Origin of the sequence: Virgibacillus flavescens (genome assembly GCF_050574275.1) — a bacterium.
GTDB lineage: Bacteria > Bacillota > Bacilli > Bacillales > Amphibacillaceae > Virgibacillus_F > Virgibacillus_F flavescens.
Genome location: NZ_CP192260.1, coordinates 310001 through 329097 on the forward strand (window position 1 = coordinate 310001; position 19097 = coordinate 329097).

The following is a 19097-nucleotide window of genomic DNA, read 5'->3' on the forward strand; positions in this document are numbered from 1 at the left end:
TTCGGAGAGAACCAGCTATCTCCGTGTTCGATTGGCATTTCACCCCTACCCACACCTCATCCCCGCATTTTTCAACATACGTGGGTTCGGGCCTCCAGTCAGTGTTACCTGACCTTCACCCTGGACATGGGTAGATCACACGGTTTCGGGTCTGCGACCGCATACTATTTCGCCCTATTCAGACTCGCTTTCGCTGCGGCTCCGTGTCTTCCACTTAACCTTGCATACGATCGTAACTCGCCGGTCCATTCTACAAAAGGTACGCCGTCACCCATTAACGGGCTTCGACTACTTGTAAGCGCACGGTTTCAGGATCTCTTTCACTCCCCTTCCGGGGTGCTTTTCACCTTTCCCTCACGGTACTGGTTCACTATCGGTCACTAGGTAGTATTTAGCCTTGGGAGATGGTCCTCCCGGATTCCGACGGGATTTCTCGTGTCCCGCCGTACTCAGGATACACTCCGGAGGAAACACTTTTTCGACTACAGGGCTCTTACCCGCTATGGCTGATCGTTCCAGATCGATTCATCTAAAGTATTTCTTTGTAACTCCAAAGGAGTGTCCTACAACCCCAGAAAGCAAGCTTTCTGGTTTGGGCTGATTCCGTTTCGCTCGCCGCTACTCAGGAAATCGCATTTGCTTTCTCTTCCTCCGGGTACTGAGATGTTTCAGTTCCCCGGGTCTGCCTCACATACCCTATGTATTCAGATATGCGTACTGCTCCATTACGAACAGTGGGTTTCCCCATTCGGAAATCCTCGGATCAATGTCTACTTACAACTCCCCGAGGCATATCGGTGTTAGTCCCGTCCTTCGTCGGCTCCTAGTGCCAAGGCATTCACCGTGCGCTCTTCTTCACTTAACTATCTTTATGATTAAGAACTTACGTTTTAATTCGATGTCTTGTCTATATTGCTCTTATTTAGTTTTCAAGGTACAAAAAGAGAGATTTGCATCCCTCAAAACTGAACAAACAACCTTGTATGTTAAGGCCTATCAACGATAGGTCTTACGATGACGCAAGCGTCACCGATTTTCCGTTAAACAGTACGGCTTCTGCTATCACTAGCTTCGGCTTTCTGTTTTTCCTTAGAAAGGAGGTGATCCAGCCGCACCTTCCGATACGGCTACCTTGTTACGACTTCACCCCAATCATTGGTCCCACCTTCGGCGGCTGGCCCCTAAAAGGTTACCTCACCGACTTCGGGTGTTACCAACTCTCGTGGTGTGACGGGCGGTGTGTACAAGGCCCGGGAACGTATTCACCGCGGCATGCTGATCCGCGATTACTAGCGATTCCGGCTTCATGTAGGCGAGTTGCAGCCTACAATCCGAACTGAGAATGGTTTTATGGGATTTGCTTGACCTCGCGGTTTTGCGTCCCTTTGTTCCATCCATTGTAGCACGTGTGTAGCCCAGGTCATAAGGGGCATGATGATTTGACGTCATCCCCACCTTCCTCCGGTTTGTCACCGGCAGTCACCTTAGAGTGCCCAACTGAATGCTGGCAACTAAGATCAAGGGTTGCGCTCGTTGCGGGACTTAACCCAACATCTCACGACACGAGCTGACGACAACCATGCACCACCTGTCACTCTGTCCCCGAAGGGAACACGATATCTCTATCGCTTGCAGAGGATGTCAAGACCTGGTAAGGTTCTTCGCGTTGCTTCGAATTAAACCACATGCTCCACCGCTTGTGCGGGCCCCCGTCAATTCTTTTGAGTTTCAGCCTTGCGGCCGTACTCCCCAGGCGGAGTGCTTAATGCGTTAACTTCAGCACTAAGGGGCGGAAACCCCCTAACACCTAGCACTCATCGTTTACGGCGTGGACTACCAGGGTATCTAATCCTGTTCGCTCCCCACGCTTTCGCTCCTCAGCGTCAGTTACAGACCAGAGAGTCGCCTTCGCCACTGGTGTTCCTCCACATCTCTACGCATTTCACCGCTACACGTGGAATTCCACTCTCCTCTTCTGTACTCAAGTCCTCCAGTTTCCAATGACCCTCCACGGTTGAGCCGTGGGCTTTCACATCAGACTTAAAAGACCGCCTGCGAGCGCTTTACGCCCAATAATTCCGGACAACGCTTGCCCCCTACGTATTACCGCGGCTGCTGGCACGTAGTTAGCCGGGGCTTTCTGGTTAGGTACCGTCAAGGCACCGTCCTATTAGAACGGTACTTGTTCTTCCCCAACAACAGAGCTTTACGATCCGAAAACCTTCATCACTCACGCGGCGTTGCTCCGTCAGACTTTCGTCCATTGCGGAAGATTCCCTACTGCTGCCTCCCGTAGGAGTCTGGGCCGTGTCTCAGTCCCAGTGTGGCCGATCACCCTCTCAGGTCGGCTACGCATCGTCGCCTTGGTGGGCCATTACCCCACCAACTAGCTAATGCGACGCGGGCCCATCTGCAAGTGACAGCCGAAGCCGCCTTTCAACTTTCTACCATGAGATAAAAAGTATTATTCGGTATTAGCTCCGGTTTCCCGGAGTTATCCCAATCTTGCAGGCAGGTTGCCCACGTGTTACTCACCCGTCCGCCGCTCGTTCCACAAGCGCACACCCCGAAGGGTGATTGCTTGCTTCCCGCGCTCGACTTGCATGTATTAGGCACGCCGCCAGCGTTCGTCCTGAGCCAAGATCAAACTCTCCAAAATAGTTTGGATAAGATTAATAAAATTAATCCCATCAGTTGTCTTAGCTTTCTTGCTTGTTCTTAACATACTTGGTTGTTTGTTCAGTTTTCAAGGAGCAAATGGGCCTGAGTGGACTCGAACCACCGACCTCACGCTTATCAGGCGTGCGCTCTAACCAGCTGAGCTACAGGCCCGCCATAATAAAAATTTAAGTAATATTGGAGCGGGTAGGGAGAATCGAACTCCCATCATCAGCTTGGAAGGCTGAGGTTTTACCACTAAACTATACCCGCATTAAAGTTGTTAATAATTTTATAAAGTTTCCCTGGTCGGGAAGACAGGATTCGAACCTGCGACCCCATGGACCCAAACCATGTGCTCTACCAAGCTGAGCTACTTCCCGATATATGGTGCGCCCGAGAGGAGTCGAACCTCTAACCGCTTGATTCGTAGTCAAGTACTCTATCCAATTGAGCTACGGGCGCTTTTGAAGCGACATTTACTAATATACCATGTTTACAATGTGAATGCAATAGTTATTTTAAAAAATTTTTAATGCGGTCGAGAAGACTCGAACTTCCACGGGTTATTCACCCACTAGGCCCTCAACCTAGCGCGTCTGCCATTCCGCCACGACCGCATAATCTTTACAAAACAAAATGCTATGCAACACATAGCAACTTGATTGCAAATATGCGGGTGAAGGGACTCGAACCCCCACGTCGTAAGACACTAGATCCTAAGTCTAGCGCGTCTGCCAATTCCGCCACACCCGCAAGGGATACATTAAAAGATGAGCCATGAAGGATTCGAACCTTCGACCCTCTGATTAAAAGTCAGATGCTCTACCAACTGAGCTAATGGCTCCTATAAGTAATCTTATATTATATAGAAGAAAAATGGCTGGGCTACCAGGATTCGAACCTGGGAATGACAGGATCAAAACCTGCTGCCTTACCGCTTGGCTATAGCCCAATAAAAAATATATGGCGGTCCGGACGGGACTCGAACCCGCGACCTCCTGCGTGACAGGCAGGCATTCTAACCAACTGAACTACCGGACCAGTCCTAAAACATTAGAAAAACTTGGCATTCGCCTTGTCTTTAATAGCGAATGTCGAAGTTTCACTTATACAGGCATTTGCTCAAAACTTTTATACTCTCATGAAGTATTAGGAAAACTCGGCTGTTAGCCAAATGATAATGTTCAAAACTGTGTTTTTTAACATAATACTTCTTAAAGTGTAAATGATGACCCGTACGGGATTCGAACCCGTGATACCGCCGTGAAAGGGCGGTGTCTTAACCGCTTGACCAACGGGCCATTTAAAATGGCGGAGAAGGAGGGATTTGAACCCTCGCGCCGCTCACACGACCTACACCCTTAGCAGGGGCGCCTCTTCAGCCACTTGAGTACTTCTCCGTATGGCTCCACAGGTAGGAGTCGAACCTACGACCGATCGGTTAACAGCCGATTGCTCTACCTCTGAGCTACTGTGGAATAATGTAATATAGTGAATCATAATGGTACAATCTTACTTAGTTTTGTTCGTCACACAAACCGTTATTGCGACGAGAAATATACTACATTAAAATCTTTCTATTGTCAATTTCTTTATGTAATATTGCGACCCCGTTTTTTTACGGCTTATTAAATTTAACATGGAAGCAAACTTTCGTCAATGCATTTTGGTAGGTTTTTTACCTATAGCTATTATTTATTCAATTTAAAGGTGATGATAGACCCTATCTATCCTTGAAGTTTCAGCTTTCCTCCGCACTTTCCACATCTGTACTTATTAATATTAACTCTACGTTGCCGTTTATAGACATGCGCACATTTTCCACAAATGTATGAATGCTTTTCCTTTCTTTTATAGGACGGAAGTGGATTACAATGTCTCGGAGATCCTGTTTCCTTAAGCAACTTTCTAAAATCAGTATCACCATGTTTATACCCTTTTCCTTCTATATGAAGATGATAATGACATAACTCATGTTTAATAATGCCAATAACCTCTTCTTCATCTGTTTCCAGAACGTATTTAGGGTTTAACTCAATCACCCTCCTGGATGGAATATATCTCCCACCAGTTGTTCGCAGTCTATTATTAAACCGAACATCATCTTTAAACGGTTTATGAAAATACTGTTTAGAAAGCCTGTCGACTAGTGCATATAATTCCTGCTCGTTTAATAAGTTCATATTATGCATCCCTTTTATACGTATTGATATTATTTTACCATACCGCGTAGCCTGTCTCATAGTTTCCAAAAGTCAAAATACTCATTTAGATTTTCCAATTGATAGACAAGCAAACTATTAGTATATACTTTTTATTTTAAATAAACTAGTGTTGACAGTCATTATTCTACTATTTTTGACATGTTATTTAAAGTTATTTTAATTAAATATTGATTTTTAATAGATTTATATTATAATTAATATAAATTGTTTTTAATAAAGGAGAGGTGTTTCTACAAATGAGTTATGAAAAAAACAAACTAACAACAGGGTCAGGTGCTCCAGTCGGAGACAATCAGAATTCCATCACAGCTGGTCATCGTGGACCAGTTTTAATTCAAGATGTACACCTTCTAGAAAAACTTGCACATTTTAACCGCGAACGTGTGCCAGAGCGTGTTGTTCACGCAAAGGGTGCTGGTGCTCATGGTTATTTTGAAGTTACAAATGATTTATCTAAGTATACAAAAGCAGATTTCTTAAGTGAAGTTGGAAAGCGGACTCCAATGTTCGCTCGTTTCTCAACTGTTGCTGGAGAGTTAGGTTCAGCAGATACGGTTCGAGATCCTCGTGGATTCGCACTTAAGTTCTATACAGAAGAAGGAAATTATGATTTAGTAGGAAACAATACACCAATATTCTTTATTCAGGACGCGATTAAGTTCCCTGATTTTATTCATACACAAAAACGCAATCCTAAAACTAACCTGAAGGATCCGAATATGACTTGGGACTTCTGGTCATTATCGCCAGAATCATTGCATCAGGTAACCTATTTGCATGGTGACCGCGGTATTCCTGCAACAATGCGCCACATGAATGGGTATGGCAGCCATACATTTAAATGGGTAAACGACCAAGGCGAAGCAGTATGGGTGAAATATCACTTTATTGCAGAACAAGGCGTAAAAGCAATGGATGAAAAATTGGCAGGCGAAATTGCCGGTCAAAACCCTGACCATCATACAGAGGATTTATTTAATGCGATTGAAAAGGGAGACTTCCCTGCATGGAAGGTATATGTTCAAATCATGCCTTTCGAAGATGCAAAAACATATAAATGGGATCCATTTGATGTTACGAAGACTTGGTCTAAGAAAGATTATCCACGTATTGAGCTAGGACGCATGGTACTAAATCGTAATCCGGAAAATTATTTTGCAGAAGTTGAACAGGCAGCGTTCTCACCTGGAAACTTTGTACCAGGTATTGAAGCTTCTCCTGACAAAATGCTGCAAGGTCGTTTGTTTGGTTATTCAGATGCACATCGTTACCGTATTGGTGCCAACCATCAGGAATTGCCAATTAACCGTCCACTTAATGGAACAAAAAATTATCAGCGTGACGGCCAAATGAGATACGACAACGGCGGCGGATCGGTAAACTACGAACCAAATAGCTTTGATGGCCCGAAAGAAGATGCACCATCAAAAATTAACCCGTTTGAAGTACACGGTGAAGCTGACAGTGTTGTATATGAAAACGACGATCACTTCACACAGGCTGGTAATCTTTACAGATTAATGAGCTCTGAGGAAAAAGATCGTCTAATTGAAGCTGTTGTTAATCACATGGAACCTGTTAAATATGATGAAATTAAACTTCGTCAGATCGAACACTTCTATAAAGCTGATCCTGATTACGGTTCACGTGTAGCCGCTGGATTAGGATTATCTGTACCAGAAAGCGTGAAATAACAATTTTAAAAGGAAGGAACGCTGAATTAACACGCGTTCCTTCCTTTTTTTATTTTTTATTTTCGACCATAGATAAAGCTATTCTTCCTTTATTGGCGTCATAGTTCTCCACCCACACTGTTACAACATCACCGACCGATGCAATATCCATTGGATGCTTCACAAACTTATCCGCCATTTTCGAAATATGAACTAAGCCGTCCTGCTTTACTCCAATATCAACAAAGACACCAAAGTCGACTACATTTCGTACGGTCCCTTGCATTTCCATCCCTGGCTGCAGGTCTTCCATCGTTAATACGTTTTGTTTTAATAATGGTCTAGGCAAATCATCACGAGGGTCTCGCTCTGGACGAATCAATGATTGCATAATGTCTGTAAGTGTTAATACTCCGATGTCCAGCTTGTCTGCTACTTCTTGTTTGTTTACTTCCTTCAATTTTTCCTGCAGCTCTTTTGATCCTATATCCGTCACTTTACACCCAAGCATCTCTAACAATTTCTTCGTATGCGGATAACTTTCTGGATGTATAGGCGTTCTGTCTAATGGATGTTCTCCTTCAAAAATTCGCAGGAACCCAATACTTTGTTCATAGGTTTTTGCACCTAATCGAGGAATTTTCTTTAACTGTTTACGATTTGAGAACTTACCTTCCTCATTACGTTTTGCGACAATATTAGTCGCAACTGTTTTACTTAGACCAGATACATGCTGCAGCAAACTGGATGATGCAGTGTTTACATTTACACCCACCTGGTTTACTGCCGTCTCCACTACGAAGCTCAACGACTCATTTAACTCTTTCTGACTTACATCATGCTGATATTGTCCTACCCCTATTGACTTAGGGTCTATTTTAACCAGCTCAGCAAGAGGATCCTGTACTCTTCTTGCTATCGAAGCTGCACTTCTTTCTTCAACCTGCAAATCAGGAAACTCTTCCCTCGCTAACGCTGAAGCAGAGTAAACACTTGCGCCTGCCTCATTAACAATAATGTATGGAACATCTAAATTGTTATTTTGAATGACATCAGCAATAAATTGTTCCGTTTCTCGGGATGCCGTTCCATTACCAATTGCAATTAATTCCACACCATACTTCTTTATATATTCCAATACTTTCTTCTCGGATCCCGCAAAGTCATTTCTAGGTGCTGTCGGATAAATAACATTAACCGTGTGCACCTTTCCAGTTTCATCCACTACCGCAAGTTTACAGCCTGTACGGAATGCCGGATCGACACCAAGTACGGTCTTTCCTTTTAATGGTGGCTGTAACAATAAGTTTTTCAGGTTTTCGGAAAAAATTTTGATCGCCTGGAGTTCCGCTTTTTCCGTTAGTACATTACGTATCTCTCTTGAGATTGATGGTTGAATCAATCGCTTATAGCTATCCTCGATTGCGCTTTGTAAAAACGTCATAACATCGTTTTGAGTAGACGGTTTGATTACTTTTTTCCGCAGGTAATCAATAATCCGGTCTAATGGCGGCTCAATTGAAACCTTCAGCACTTCATCTTTTTCTCCACGGTTTAATGCAAGTGTACGATGTGCTGCCAATGTGCGGACCGCTTCATTATAATCATAGTACATCTCATACACACTTTTTTCATCCTTAGAACGATCTTTCACTTCTGATTCTACAAGACCCTTCTTAAACGTTTCATCTCTAATAAAATCACGAAAATCAGGATCATCTGAAATCCACTCGGCAATTATATCGTTGGCACCGGCGAGCACATCTTCCATTGTATGTATTTCATGTTCTTCAGAAAAATACTTTTTCGCTTCACCTTCAAGATCCATATTTTCCTGCTGCCAGATTGCCTTAGCGATTGGTTCTAATCCTTTTTCTTTTGCTATCGTAGCTTTGGTACGTCTTTTTTGTTTATATGGCCGATACAAATCTTCTACACGCTGCAGCTGTGTAGCGGTAGAAATATCCTTTTCAAGCTCATCTGTTAATTTACCCTGCTCATCAATCAAACGAATAACTTCTTCTTTACGGTTAGCTAAGTTAACAGCATAATTCCATTTATCCTGGACAGACTTTATTTGTACTTCATCGAGCCCACCAGTTATTTCCTTACGATAACGCGCAATAAATGGAACTGTATTGCCTTCTTCCATTAATGCGATAACAGTATTTACTATGTTCGGTTTAACTGTTGTTTCTTTTGCTACCCATTTGATAATATCCTGATCAACTTCTACTGACATCATTCTACCTCCTATTATTACCATACAATCTTATTAGAAAACTTGGCTTGCCGCTGCCTTAATAACAAAAGTCTTAGTTGCACTTATGCAGGAAGAAAGGATTTATACTTTCTTATCTGCCCAAAAAAACTTCATTACGTGCAAAAAGATCAGTACATGAATACTGATCTCACTGCTGTCCTGTGTAGCGCATACCAATTAATGTAATATCATCATCCATTTGACCATCTTTGTATTTATACGTTGCGATAATATCTTTTACGTCTTTGTTTTTGAAGTATCCTTGGGAAAGTTCCGTGTCGGAAACCCCATCAGAGAACATAATAAAATTCATATTTGGTACCAATGGACCATTTTCAATTTTAAACTTTCGCGGAAATCCAGCAAGGTATCCGTTATTGGGAATGTTTCTTTTTTTACTTCCATCTTCCAATACTGTAATTACACCAATATTTCCGATAGAGGAATAGGAGTATTCTTGCTTTTTGAAGTTTAATTTTAAAATACCAAGAACAACACCGCGTTTATTTGTAAGGTTTTTGTTACACGTTTTAATGATTTGTTCCACAGAAGCATGGATATTATCACCTATGATGTCCACCACAACCTGCGAGGATTCACTTGCAAATTCACCACTTCCAAGACCATCTGCTAACGCACAAATAAACTCATCTTCCGTCTCCGTATAAAAATAGCTGTCTCCACAATAATAATTTCCTTTTTTGGACTTCTGAAATACCTCTACTTCAACTCTGTTTTCACTCATTATTACTCAAAAACCTCCGAGCTTTCTGATTGAATCGCTTCACGTAGTTTAAGTAGTGCTCTTCGTTGCAATCGAGAAACATGCATTTGAGAAATACCTAATTGTTCCCCGGTTTCTTTCTGACTTAAATTGTCGAAGTACGTACAGCGCAATATTTCCTGTTCACGCTCTGTCAGAATCGGTAATATTTTTTCAAGCAGCATTTTCTGATCAATATTCTCATAACCGCTTTCATTGTTTCCAATTAAATCCAGTATTGCTACAGTACTGCCATCAGAATCGGCTTCTACTTTACGATCAACAGATAATGCCTTGTAGCTTTTACCCATCTCCATTGTTTCTAAAATATCTTCTTCCGAAACTTCAAGATACTCCGCAATTTCTTTAACCGACGGTGATTTTTGATCAGATATAGTTAATTCATCTACTGCTTTTTTTATTTTTGGTCCAAGTTCTTTTATACGACGCGGAACATGAACACTCCAAGTTTTATCTCGAATGAATCGTTTAATTTCACCAATAATTGTTGGGATCGCAAACGATTCGAATGATTTACCAAAACTAGCATCAAACCTTCTGATAGCTGCTAATAACCCGATCATTCCAACCTGAACTAAATCTTCATGAATACTACTGTTTTTGGAATACTTTCTCGCTATAGATTCTACAAGATCTTTGTATGTCAGAACAATTTTTTCTTTAATTACATTATCATCAGGGTTTTCTTTTAGATGCTCAATCCACTGGTAAACCTCGTCTCTTCCATCCCTATTTTGTGGATGAGATCTGGTTGCCATCGTAGTCCACCTCTGCTCCCTGAAGATACTTTGTCATTAGAACAATGACACCATGATTATTATTTATTTCTACTTTGTCCATTAAGGCATTAATTAAAAAGAGTCCGAAACCTCCCTCACGTAAGGTCTCCACAGATTCAGTGTGTTTATAAGGACCAATTCCACCCTTAATTTCTTGCAGGTCGAAACTGCCTCCATGATCTGCCACCATTACTTCCAGACGGTCATCGTATACACCAAAACCGATTGTGACATCCCCGTCACCGTCTTCGTATGCGTGATTAACAGCATTTGTAAGCGCTTCTGAAATAGATACTTTTAAATCCTCAATCTCTTCATAAGTAAATCCCATTCTATTGGCAATACCTGAGATACTTAAACGGACAACGCCGACATATTCAGCTTTAGCAGGAACCTTCATTTCAATAAAGTCGAATCTTTCCATTATTCTTTTCCACCTCGAATTTCTTCACTAATATCCATAATTTCATTCAAACCAGTTATTTTAAACAATCGCAGTACTCGTTCCTGTAAATTTATTAAAGTTAGATGGCTGTTATGTTCATTAGTTGATTTTAACGCACTAATAAACACACCAAGTCCAGTACTATCCATATACCCAACTTCTTCTAAGTTCACTTCAACTGTAGTATCTTTTTTTAGTGTTAACGGAAGTAAATTTTCCTTTAACTTTGGAGCTGTATATGCATCAATTTCTCCTGAAAGAATAACTTTAGACTTCATATCTTCTTCGATAACATCAATTACTAAGTTCATTCCAAATCCCCCTGTATTTAAAGCTAAAATCTAAAAAACCTGACACTTATTCACGTAATTCAATATTGGTTCCTTTACCCTATAGGATATTTTTGTAAACCTATTTACGTAAGATGATTAATGTGAAGTCATCCCGAAGCTGAAAGTTTTGCAGGCGTTCAAAATATTTAAAGACAAGATCCACGATCTCTTGTGCAGGTAAATGGATATGTTTCCGTATGACATCCAATACCTCTTCGCTCTCAATAAATCGATCTCCCTGCCTGCATTCCGTAACACCATCTGTTAGAAGAACGATCATATCACCCTCTTCTACATCCTGTTCATATTGTTGGTAGTTTGTTTCTTTTGATACACCAAGTACTAAACCTTTTGCTTCAATTTCCTTAAATGAATCGGTTTTCGCACTGTAATAAAATCCAGGCTCATGGCCAGCAGATGAGTATAAAAACTTACATGCGTTTGGGTCATACTGGGCATAGAACATTGTAATAAACATACTCGGATCAACGTTCCGCTCCACTACTCGGTTTAGATTCCCAAGAATTGCCGGCGGACTCATCGTCTCTTCCGGAAAACTATCCATGGAATACTTTATCATGGACATGCAAAGTGCAGCTGGGATTCCTTTACCAATTACGTCAGCAACAGCCACTCCCAATGAGCCGTCCTCACCTTTAATGAAATGATAATAATCGCCGTTCATTTGATTAGCGGAAACACTAATAACCCCGATGTCCAGACCTTTGATCTCGGGTTTTGAAGTTGCCAGAAGTGTATCCTGCATACCGGCCGCAACAGATATTTCTGACTTTAAAGCAATTTGCTGTTCGCGCAGTGTCTGATACTCTTGATGTGCTAACCCATATGAAATCATTAATTCCATCAGAAAGTCCATAGACCTTTGGAAGTCTTCAAACAGATCAGGATAAATATCTGCTAAAGCCTGATTATGGAGGCTTACAATTTCCTCTGGAAGGATATTATTTTTTATAAAAGATTTACTTATCTGCTCTGCACCGTATAAAGATTGTTCATCCTGTGTATCAATGTAATGTTTTAATAAATCCTTATAGTTTGCAGCGTCTAACTTCATTGTATCCACGCTGTTCACTCCTTTTTTAGAAAAACTCGGCATTCGCCTGGTCTTTAAAATACGAATGCCGAAGTTTTACTTATACCGGCATTTGCTTTAAACATTTATTCTTTCTTAGCTGTTAAAAAAGGATTAACTTATTACTAAGTTAAACCTTTTTATATATATTATCTTTTCCATTTGGTTGCACGTATTTCTGTGCCTTTACCAAATTCAGATTTAATATCAAAATCATCCATTAACCTTTTAACACCTGGGAGTCCAGCGCCTAATCCTCCAGATGTTGTGTACCCGTCTTGCATTACTTGACTGATATCTTCAATGCCAGGGCCAGCATCAATAGCAATCATACAAATTCCCTTTTGATTAATCGTATCCATTACTTCAAAACAAATTTTCCCATGTCCGGCGTAGAGATAAATGTTACGTGCTAATTCAGAGATCGCGGTGGCAATTCGAGCCTGGTCCACTGTACCAAACCCAATTTTCTTCGCTATATCACGCCCAACTTGTCTTGCGCCAACAATGTCCCATTCTTTATTAATGTTCACACAAGAATGAAGGTTCATACCTATACCCCCAATTCCTGATGAAGTTTAATTAATCCTTGTTCGATATCCAAAGCAGTTTGCACTTCCTGCATATGGATTCCGAGATCAATTAAAGTTACAGCGACGGCTGGCTGAATTCCAGTTAATACTACTTTTGCTCCCATTAAGTCCGACATTGTAACAACATCTCCTAATACTTTTGCAATAAAGGAATCGACGATTTCTACAGAAGTTAAATCAATAACCACACCCGTAGCACCGCTTTTATGAATTTTATTTAATAAATCCTCTTGAAACTGTATCGCTGTATTATCATCAAGTTCTGTCTGTATAGAAATAAGCAAGTAATTATGTAGCTTTAAAATTGGAATACGCATGCTTTCACTCCCCCGTTAATGAGTTTAGTATTGTTTCGATTTCCTCATCTTTTGTTTCAATGTCTTCTATTTTACGATTCGTTAATTCCAGTGCTTTTTGGAAACCTTTTTTCAATGAACTCTTTGTCGGGAATTTCCCAAGATCTATTCCTAGGTTAACGATAGTTTGTGCAATTTCCGGCCGAATTCCTACAAGGATACATGTTGAACCAATTAGACGAACCGCTTCAGCCGCTTGAATGATATGATGCGCAACCATAGTATCCACAACCGGTACACCAGTAATATCAATTAATACAACATCCGAATTATGCTTAATTGTTCCCTCAAGCAAATTTTCCATAATCAGCTTCGCCCGCTCTGTGTCGATTGTACCTATTAGAGGCATTACCGTAATTCCGTCCATCACCGGAATTAGCGGTGCTGAAAGTTCCTGCAAAGCTACACGCTGGAGAGAGACAATATGTTCCCAGCTACCAGAGTATTCGTTAACAAGTTGTCGAATGATGGGTTCCACCCATAAATCAACACTTTTCAATAGCACGGAAATGTATTCGGAGTCCAATTGATCAGCTTGTTCCAGAATAAAGGAAATTGTTACACGTCTAAATACTTGTAAACCATCAGTAATATAACTTAATGGCCATCCAAGGTTTATTAGTTTTTCAGAAAAATCCACTAATAATTTTGGAGATCCTTCTCCTTGAATACTCGTAAAAATAACATTTACAAACTCTCTATTTGTACTTTCAAATAATTCATCTGAAACACTCGCTGTATAGTTTCCCTCTTTTAACGAACCAATTTCTTCAAGCCACATTTGTACAATTGTATCACTATTTTTTAATGCAATATCTTTAAACTTCTTATCCACACGCTTTTCCCCCTGCATCCGTTTTATCTGTAACTATATTTTCTACTATGTATTTATTAGTTGCAAATACTTACATTAATCAACAAATTATATTTATATTATTATAATTATACCATATATTCGATTGTTGGACATTAAAAAACCCCCTGTTAAATTGTTTTAACAAGGGTTATCTTATAGGATCCTACATGTCCTTAAGTCCAAGACTTATTTCCAGTGCCTGATCTATTTTAGTCATCATTTCATTATCCAGCTTTGTTATCTTATCTGTTAATCTTTGTTTATCAAGTGTACGAATTTGTTCCAGTAATATAACAGAATTACGATCAAATCCATAACGCTTCGCATCAATCTCCACATGCGTGGGCAGCTTAGCTTTCTGAATCTGAGCAGTAATCGCCGCAACAATTACAGTAGGACTAAATCGATTACCGATATCATTTTGTAAAATCAGTACTGGACGTATACCTCCCTGTTCTGAACCCACCACAGGGGATAAATCAGCGAAATATACTTCTCCTCGTTGAACGATCACATTGTTACACCCCGATCACAGAACGCTCAAGGGTGTTTTCAGCCTCCTCTTCAGCTTGAAAAGCCTCCGACGCAATTGTTAGATTAATTCGAGCCATTTCTTCATATCCTTTTTGCATGGATTCCCGAAATTGTTGAACGTGGTCAAATTTCTTTTGTTCCAAGTAATTCTTTGTTGCCTGACAGATAAAATCACTAAGATCTCTATTATCATACTTCATTAGTCCATCCACCTCATTTAATAGGTTTTTTGGTAATCGTACTAAAATCTCTTGTAAGCTCTCTGACAAAACCAAACACCTCCGCCAACTGTTGAACGATCATTATCAAATTTAACTCAATAATATCATTGTACGAACAGTATTGCAAAGGAATTTGGAGATTTTTTGTTTATTCATATGGATAATGTGGTATATACACTTGTTTATAGATTAATAAAATATGAATAAACTTCATTAGAAATACTCGGTATTCGCAAAGTCTTGATGGCGAAAGCGTTAGTTGGCACTTTTACAGTAAGAAAGGATTTATACTTTTTTACCTGCTAATAAATACTTATGATATTCCTTACCTTTATATGACCCCGAACATTAGGACGAATATTACCTTTCAAAAACTCTTGGAATGCGATCACTTATCATACAAGGTATTTCATAGTTAATGGTATTTAAATAGTTCGCTATTTCATCCACTGTTATTTCTGCGCTTAAGCTCTTTCCAATTAGTGTTACCCTAGTACCAACAGGATATTCTTTGTCCAGCCTAATCATTGTCTGATCCATACAAATCCGGCCGACTATAGGCATGCGATTTCCTTCAATCATAACCTCCATTCCCTGCAAGGCACGGGTCCAGCCGTCCGCATAACCAATTGGAATGGTACCAATCCATTCCCTTTCCTGAGTAACGTAGGTTGCACCATAACTGATATATTCGTTTTTTGGAACTTCTTTTACATGTATTAAACGACTAAATAACGAAAAAGCAGGTCTCAGGTTAATCAATTTTTCATTCTGCACCGCTTCAGAAGGATAAAGTCCATACATGGCTATCCCAAGTCGAATGTATTGGTGCATTTTTTCAGGAAAGCGTATAGAAGCAGCGCTATTGCCAATATGAATATCTACGGGTTTATCCCACATACAATTAAATTCTGCTAATAATTGTTCGAAACGTCGCTGCTGTTCATAGTAGTAATCCAGATTTTCTTCGTCTGCAGTAGCGAAATGCGTATAAATTCCTGTTAATTGAATAACTGTATTTGCCTTGAGCGCTTGAGTGATCGAACCTAATTCCTCTACCGTCCGAACACCGATACGTCCCATACCAGTATCCCATTTCATATGAAGCTTCAATTCTTTTGAATTCAGGTGAGAACTTACCTCTTTTAACCACGATTCCTGAAAAAATGTAAGAGTTATATCATGTTCAGCCGCAATAGACGCATCTTCCGGCGCAACCCACCCTAATACAAGGATAGGTGCAGGAATTCCTGCTTTTCTAAGTTCAAGCGCTTCTTCGAGCAAAGCAACTGCCAATGCCTCTGCTCCAGCGCGTAAAGCCGTTCTTGCTATTTCAACAGCTCCATGACCGTATCCATTTGCTTTTACAACAGCAAATATATTACTGTTTGGAGATAGCATTTGCTTCATTTGTTTTATGTTATGTTCAATAGCATCCAGGTCCACTTCAACCCAGGTTGGTCGATAAAATCCATCTGACAAAACATTCTATCTCCCTTCGTCTCGTATATAAAATTAGTATATCCTCTATTATTTCGCTTTCCTTGTACACTGTCAATAATCAGTCTGAAGGATTTTCACGCTGCATTTAGAGTTAACTTAAAACAAAAAGCAGACCCCCTTTCTTTATGAGTCTGCCAAGATTTCTATTTAATTTCTTTACCTTGTACTGATTTCGCAACTTCTATTAATTCTTCACGCGTTAAATCATCACTTGCTAAATAAAATTCCATTCCATTGTAATGCCATTCTATAGAATTCTCCGATAATGCTCCAACAGCAAATCCCAGATTTACAATTTCACCGGTTACCAGCTGCGGTGAACTCATCGTAGTAACTGTATCAACCGTTTCTTCTACTAACGTAAAGTTTTTATCACCTGAAAATGACATGATAACTCGTTTTCCGTTTTCAAATTCCGTTTCTGTTTGTTTAGATAATGCAGCACCAGCTGTGTTTAATGGGAATAAAAGTTCAAAATTATTAGTAGTAGCAGGATCTGCAGAAACTGCTTCTTCTGAAGAACTGCTTGTCATGTTTTTATCCATTTCAAAGTCTTTTTCATTAAGACCTGGATCCATTTTGAAGCTGGTAAATTTAACTTCAACAACTGCCTTTTTATCCTTATCCATCACTTTAACCAAAACTGGAGTATAGGTTTTTTTATCAAAGTAGATTTCCTGATACGGAAGATTGTTATTGCTTTGATAATTTGTTTTCGTTTGGAAAACATAATGTTTATCCGATGAACTGAAAGTAGCTTCACTATCTTTTTTAATATCGTTTATAAGTGATTGGTACAAGTATGGCTGGCTGCCATTATCCGGCCATTTTGATTGGAATTTAAAGCTTTTGTTTAATGATGGTGTTAATACAAATACACCTTCTTTATTTTTCAAGATAACCTGATTACCTTTTTCGTCTTGACTATTCATTAACTTAACGCGGTATAAATCTTTTTTCTTATGCCAGACATCAATATTGAACTGTTGACTTTCCTGACCAGTATCCATTTTCATTTCTGCTGTAGCTTTATAACCATCTGCCTTCTCGAGCTTTTCGTCCAATTTTTCTAAGACGTCCTCCTGTGACTTTTCGCCACAAGCGGAAAGTATTAAAACCAAACCTAAGGCAAGCACTAACCAAATGCTACTTATTTTTTTCATATACATATCTCCTTTGTCTCGATTCCAAGGACAAAAGGAATGTAGTTGTCACCGCGCTCTCTTTAAATCATGTACGTAATACGATTGGCAAACCATTGATAACGTCTGTGGCCAATAGGTCGTAATAGGAATGTCCTTCTTCGATACAGGCATCGGCTGCCTTTCCATTTAAAAAGCATGCATTACAGATTGCTTCCTCTATAGATTGATTCTGCATTACCATTGATAAAATTACTCCAGTCAAAACATCGCCGCTTCCGCCCTTAGCAAGCCCTGGATTCCCCTTATGATTTACAGTTTGTTTTCCAGCCGGTGTGGTAATAATCGTATATTTCCCTTTTAAGACTACGTACACACCATATTCCCTGCTGAATTTTTTGGCGTGTGCAAATGGTGCATGTACTATCTCATCGATTGTACAATCCATCAGCATTGCCATCTCACCAGGATGAGGCGTTAGAATTGTGGCAGCAGATCGGTCTTTTAGTACATCCAAATTATTTTTTATATGGAACAGACCATCTGCATCAATAATTAAAGGACAAGAAGCTTGCTTCAGACTATTTTGAACGTAATCATATGCCTGCTTCTCACGTCCTAGCCCCATCCCTATTGCAACTGCATCATAATTATCATATTGTAATACATTCTCCGTACTATCCTTAGGAAGTTCTATAAATGTAGCTTCCAGGCAGGCCGAAGCAATAGATTGGATCACTTTCTCAGACGTTCCAATCGCTACTAGTCCAACCCCCGCTCGCAAGGCTGCCTTTGCCGTCATTGCAATTGACCCAGGCATTTCTTTACTACCACCTATTGCCAAACCTTTACCATGCGTCCCTTTGTGGGAAAATGCATTTCGTTCCGGTAGAGTGTTTTTAAAATCGCTTTCTTCCCATGTATCTTTTTTTGTATACATCTGAAATAGTTGTGATGGAACACCAATCTTAACTATTTCAATGCTTCCGTAATATGGGGCAGTGTGCGGAATAAAGGCACTTTCTTTAGCTGCTTCAATAGTAATTGTGAAATCCGCCTGAATTGCTTGAAACTCTTTGACCCCTTCGCAACTGGGCAATCCAGTAGGTATATCTACAGCAATCACCTTTACCGCGTTTTGATTTATTAGGGAAACAATAGACTGGATTGGTTCACGCAATGCGCCTTTTACACCAATTCCCAGCATTGCATCTATTATTACGCTTGCGGATTGAACGTGTTTTTCAGCTTCTTCTGCTGTGCTGACTATGTTCAGCGTCCCTCCGCATTTCACAAAAATGTCTTTGTGATAGCGTACATCCCCTGTTATTTTTTCATCAGGAACGACCTGCACGACGTTTACGCTATAAGCCTCATTTAATAACGTTCGTGCAATAACATACCCATCGCCTCCGTTGTTTCCTGCCCCAATCAGAATACAAATTTGATCATGTTTTGAAAGAATCGATTTCATGTTCTCGCTAATAGCTCTACCTGCATTCTCCATCAAAATTCTTCCGTCATATCCGATAGAATCCACGGCATGACGGTCTACATCGTACATTTCTTTTGCGGTGACAATAAACATTACCATTTCCTCCTACCCGCACTAAAATATATGAGACAAACTCTCCAAA

General features: G+C 40.2%; 16 protein-coding genes, 12 tRNA genes and 2 rRNA genes (1 of these 30 cut by a window edge). 1 reads left to right on the forward strand and 29 read right to left on the reverse strand.

Going from position 1 to position 19097, the window contains the following annotated elements; translation table 11 throughout:
* From VBD025_RS01435 to VBD025_RS01505, 15 genes are all read right to left on the reverse strand, one after another.
* Positions 1-865: ribosomal RNA gene (locus VBD025_RS01435) — 23S ribosomal RNA — on the reverse strand (it extends 2057 nt beyond the left edge of the window).
* A 228-nt stretch (positions 866-1093) separates the two neighbouring features.
* A 16S ribosomal RNA gene (locus tag VBD025_RS01440) occupies positions 1094-2659 on the reverse strand.
* Together the 16S and 23S rRNA genes with 12 tRNA genes alongside form the textbook arrangement of a ribosomal RNA operon.
* 99 nt (positions 2660-2758) lie before the next feature.
* Positions 2759-2832: transfer RNA gene (locus VBD025_RS01445), tRNA-Ile, on the reverse strand.
* 25 nt (positions 2833-2857) lie between these two features.
* Positions 2858-2931: transfer RNA gene (locus VBD025_RS01450), tRNA-Gly, on the reverse strand.
* Positions 2932-2964: 33 nt separating this feature from the next.
* A tRNA-Pro gene (locus VBD025_RS01455) sits at positions 2965-3041 on the reverse strand.
* Between the two features lie 5 nt (positions 3042-3046).
* Positions 3047-3123 (reverse strand) — tRNA-Arg (locus tag VBD025_RS01460).
* 71 nt (positions 3124-3194) lie between these two features.
* Positions 3195-3278, reverse strand: a tRNA-Leu gene (locus VBD025_RS01465).
* Between the two features lie 54 nt (positions 3279-3332).
* A tRNA-Leu gene (locus VBD025_RS01470) sits at positions 3333-3414 on the reverse strand.
* Positions 3415-3432: 18 nt separating this feature from the next.
* Positions 3433-3505 (reverse strand) — tRNA-Lys (locus VBD025_RS01475).
* 33 nt (positions 3506-3538) lie between these two features.
* Positions 3539-3613, reverse strand: a tRNA-Gln gene (locus VBD025_RS01480).
* A gap of 12 nt (positions 3614-3625) precedes the next feature.
* Positions 3626-3702: transfer RNA gene (locus VBD025_RS01485), tRNA-Asp, on the reverse strand.
* A 188-nt stretch (positions 3703-3890) separates the two neighbouring features.
* Positions 3891-3962 (reverse strand) — tRNA-Glu (locus tag VBD025_RS01490).
* A gap of 8 nt (positions 3963-3970) precedes the next feature.
* A tRNA-Ser gene (locus VBD025_RS01495) sits at positions 3971-4061 on the reverse strand.
* 3 nt (positions 4062-4064) lie between these two features.
* Positions 4065-4139: transfer RNA gene (locus VBD025_RS01500), tRNA-Asn, on the reverse strand.
* Between the two features lie 249 nt (positions 4140-4388).
* Complete coding sequence (locus VBD025_RS01505) at positions 4389-4844, reverse strand: SprT family protein (protein WP_430788612.1); 456 nt, start codon at positions 4842-4844, stop codon at positions 4389-4391.
* Between the two features lie 278 nt (positions 4845-5122).
* On the opposite strand from VBD025_RS01505, the gene VBD025_RS01510 reads away from it, so the two are divergent.
* Positions 5123-6580, forward strand: a complete 1458-nt coding sequence (locus VBD025_RS01510) for a catalase (RefSeq protein WP_430788614.1) — start codon at positions 5123-5125, stop codon at positions 6578-6580.
* A gap of 49 nt (positions 6581-6629) precedes the next feature.
* On the opposite strand, the gene VBD025_RS01515 is transcribed toward VBD025_RS01510, so the two are convergent.
* From VBD025_RS01515 to VBD025_RS01580, 14 genes are all read right to left on the reverse strand, one after another.
* Positions 6630-8801, reverse strand: coding sequence for a Tex family protein (locus VBD025_RS01515; RefSeq protein WP_430788616.1), 2172 nt, complete (start codon positions 8799-8801; stop codon positions 6630-6632).
* A gap of 169 nt (positions 8802-8970) precedes the next feature.
* Complete coding sequence (locus VBD025_RS01520; protein ID WP_430788618.1) at positions 8971-9567, reverse strand: SpoIIE family protein phosphatase; 597 nt, start codon at positions 9565-9567, stop codon at positions 8971-8973.
* A gap of 2 nt (positions 9568-9569) precedes the next feature.
* Positions 9570-10364, reverse strand: coding sequence for an RNA polymerase sigma factor SigB (sigB, locus tag VBD025_RS01525; protein WP_430788620.1), 795 nt, complete (start codon positions 10362-10364; stop codon positions 9570-9572).
* Positions 10336-10809: an anti-sigma B factor RsbW gene (gene rsbW, locus VBD025_RS01530; protein ID WP_430788622.1), complete on the reverse strand. Its 474-nt coding sequence runs from the start codon at positions 10807-10809 to the stop codon at positions 10336-10338. The genes sigB and rsbW overlap by 29 nt, the downstream gene beginning before the upstream one ends.
* Positions 10809-11141: an STAS domain-containing protein gene (locus VBD025_RS01535; RefSeq protein ID WP_430788624.1), complete on the reverse strand. Its 333-nt coding sequence runs from the start codon at positions 11139-11141 to the stop codon at positions 10809-10811. The genes rsbW and VBD025_RS01535 overlap by 1 nt, the downstream gene beginning before the upstream one ends.
* Positions 11142-11241: 100 nt before the next feature.
* A complete protein-coding gene (locus VBD025_RS01540; RefSeq protein WP_430788626.1) occupies positions 11242-12246 on the reverse strand; it encodes a PP2C family protein-serine/threonine phosphatase in 1005 nt (334 codons plus the stop codon).
* Positions 12247-12404: 158 nt separating this feature from the next.
* Positions 12405-12806: an anti-sigma regulatory factor gene (locus VBD025_RS01545; protein ID WP_430788628.1), complete on the reverse strand. Its 402-nt coding sequence runs from the start codon at positions 12804-12806 to the stop codon at positions 12405-12407.
* Positions 12807-12808: 2 nt separating this feature from the next.
* Positions 12809-13165: an STAS domain-containing protein gene (locus VBD025_RS01550; RefSeq protein ID WP_430788630.1), complete on the reverse strand. Its 357-nt coding sequence runs from the start codon at positions 13163-13165 to the stop codon at positions 12809-12811.
* Positions 13166-13169: 4 nt separating this feature from the next.
* Entirely contained in the window at positions 13170-14039 is an 870-nt protein-coding gene (locus VBD025_RS01555) for an RsbT co-antagonist protein RsbRA (protein ID WP_430788632.1), read from the reverse strand.
* A 184-nt stretch (positions 14040-14223) separates the two neighbouring features.
* The gene (locus VBD025_RS01560) at positions 14224-14574 is read right to left on the reverse strand and encodes a type II toxin-antitoxin system PemK/MazF family toxin (protein ID WP_430788634.1); all 351 of its coding nucleotides are present in this window, start codon (positions 14572-14574) and stop codon (positions 14224-14226) included.
* A 4-nt stretch (positions 14575-14578) separates the two neighbouring features.
* Complete coding sequence (locus VBD025_RS01565; protein WP_430788636.1) at positions 14579-14863, reverse strand: CopG family ribbon-helix-helix protein; 285 nt, start codon at positions 14861-14863, stop codon at positions 14579-14581.
* Positions 14864-15175: 312 nt separating this feature from the next.
* A complete protein-coding gene (gene alr / locus VBD025_RS01570) occupies positions 15176-16297 on the reverse strand; it encodes an alanine racemase (RefSeq protein WP_430788638.1) in 1122 nt (373 codons plus the stop codon).
* Between the two features lie 164 nt (positions 16298-16461).
* The gene (locus VBD025_RS01575; RefSeq protein ID WP_430788640.1) at positions 16462-17481 is read right to left on the reverse strand and encodes a LolA family protein; all 1020 of its coding nucleotides are present in this window, start codon (positions 17479-17481) and stop codon (positions 16462-16464) included.
* A 67-nt stretch (positions 17482-17548) separates the two neighbouring features.
* Positions 17549-19048, reverse strand: coding sequence for an NAD(P)H-hydrate dehydratase (locus tag VBD025_RS01580; RefSeq protein WP_430788642.1), 1500 nt, complete (start codon positions 19046-19048; stop codon positions 17549-17551).
* Between the last annotated feature and the right edge of the window lie 49 nt (positions 19049-19097).

What these genes read in the sequence shown, in the direction of transcription:
- VBD025_RS01505 (WP_430788612.1), bottom strand. Translation starts at nt 4,844, where the DNA reads ATGAACTTATTAAACGAGCAGGAATTATATGCACTAGTCGACAGGCTT.
- VBD025_RS01510 (WP_430788614.1), top strand. Translation starts at nt 5,123, where the DNA reads ATGAGTTATGAAAAAAACAAACTAACAACAGGGTCAGGTGCTCCAGTC.
- VBD025_RS01515 (WP_430788616.1), bottom strand. Translation starts at nt 8,801, where the DNA reads ATGTCAGTAGAAGTTGATCAGGATATTATCAAATGGGTAGCAAAAGAA.
- VBD025_RS01520 (WP_430788618.1), bottom strand. Translation starts at nt 9,567, where the DNA reads ATGAGTGAAAACAGAGTTGAAGTAGAGGTATTTCAGAAGTCCAAAAAA.
- sigB (WP_430788620.1), bottom strand. Translation starts at nt 10,364, where the DNA reads ATGGCAACCAGATCTCATCCACAAAATAGGGATGGAAGAGACGAGGTT.
- rsbW (WP_430788622.1), bottom strand. Translation starts at nt 10,809, where the DNA reads ATGGAAAGATTCGACTTTATTGAAATGAAGGTTCCTGCTAAAGCTGAA.
- VBD025_RS01535 (WP_430788624.1), bottom strand. Translation starts at nt 11,141, where the DNA reads ATGAACTTAGTAATTGATGTTATCGAAGAAGATATGAAGTCTAAAGTT.
- VBD025_RS01545 (WP_430788628.1), bottom strand. Translation starts at nt 12,806, where the DNA reads ATGAACCTTCATTCTTGTGTGAACATTAATAAAGAATGGGACATTGTT.
- VBD025_RS01550 (WP_430788630.1), bottom strand. Translation starts at nt 13,165, where the DNA reads ATGCGTATTCCAATTTTAAAGCTACATAATTACTTGCTTATTTCTATA.
- VBD025_RS01575 (WP_430788640.1), bottom strand. Translation starts at nt 17,481, where the DNA reads ATGAAAAAAATAAGTAGCATTTGGTTAGTGCTTGCCTTAGGTTTGGTT.
- VBD025_RS01580 (WP_430788642.1), bottom strand. Translation starts at nt 19,048, where the DNA reads ATGTTTATTGTCACCGCAAAAGAAATGTACGATGTAGACCGTCATGCC.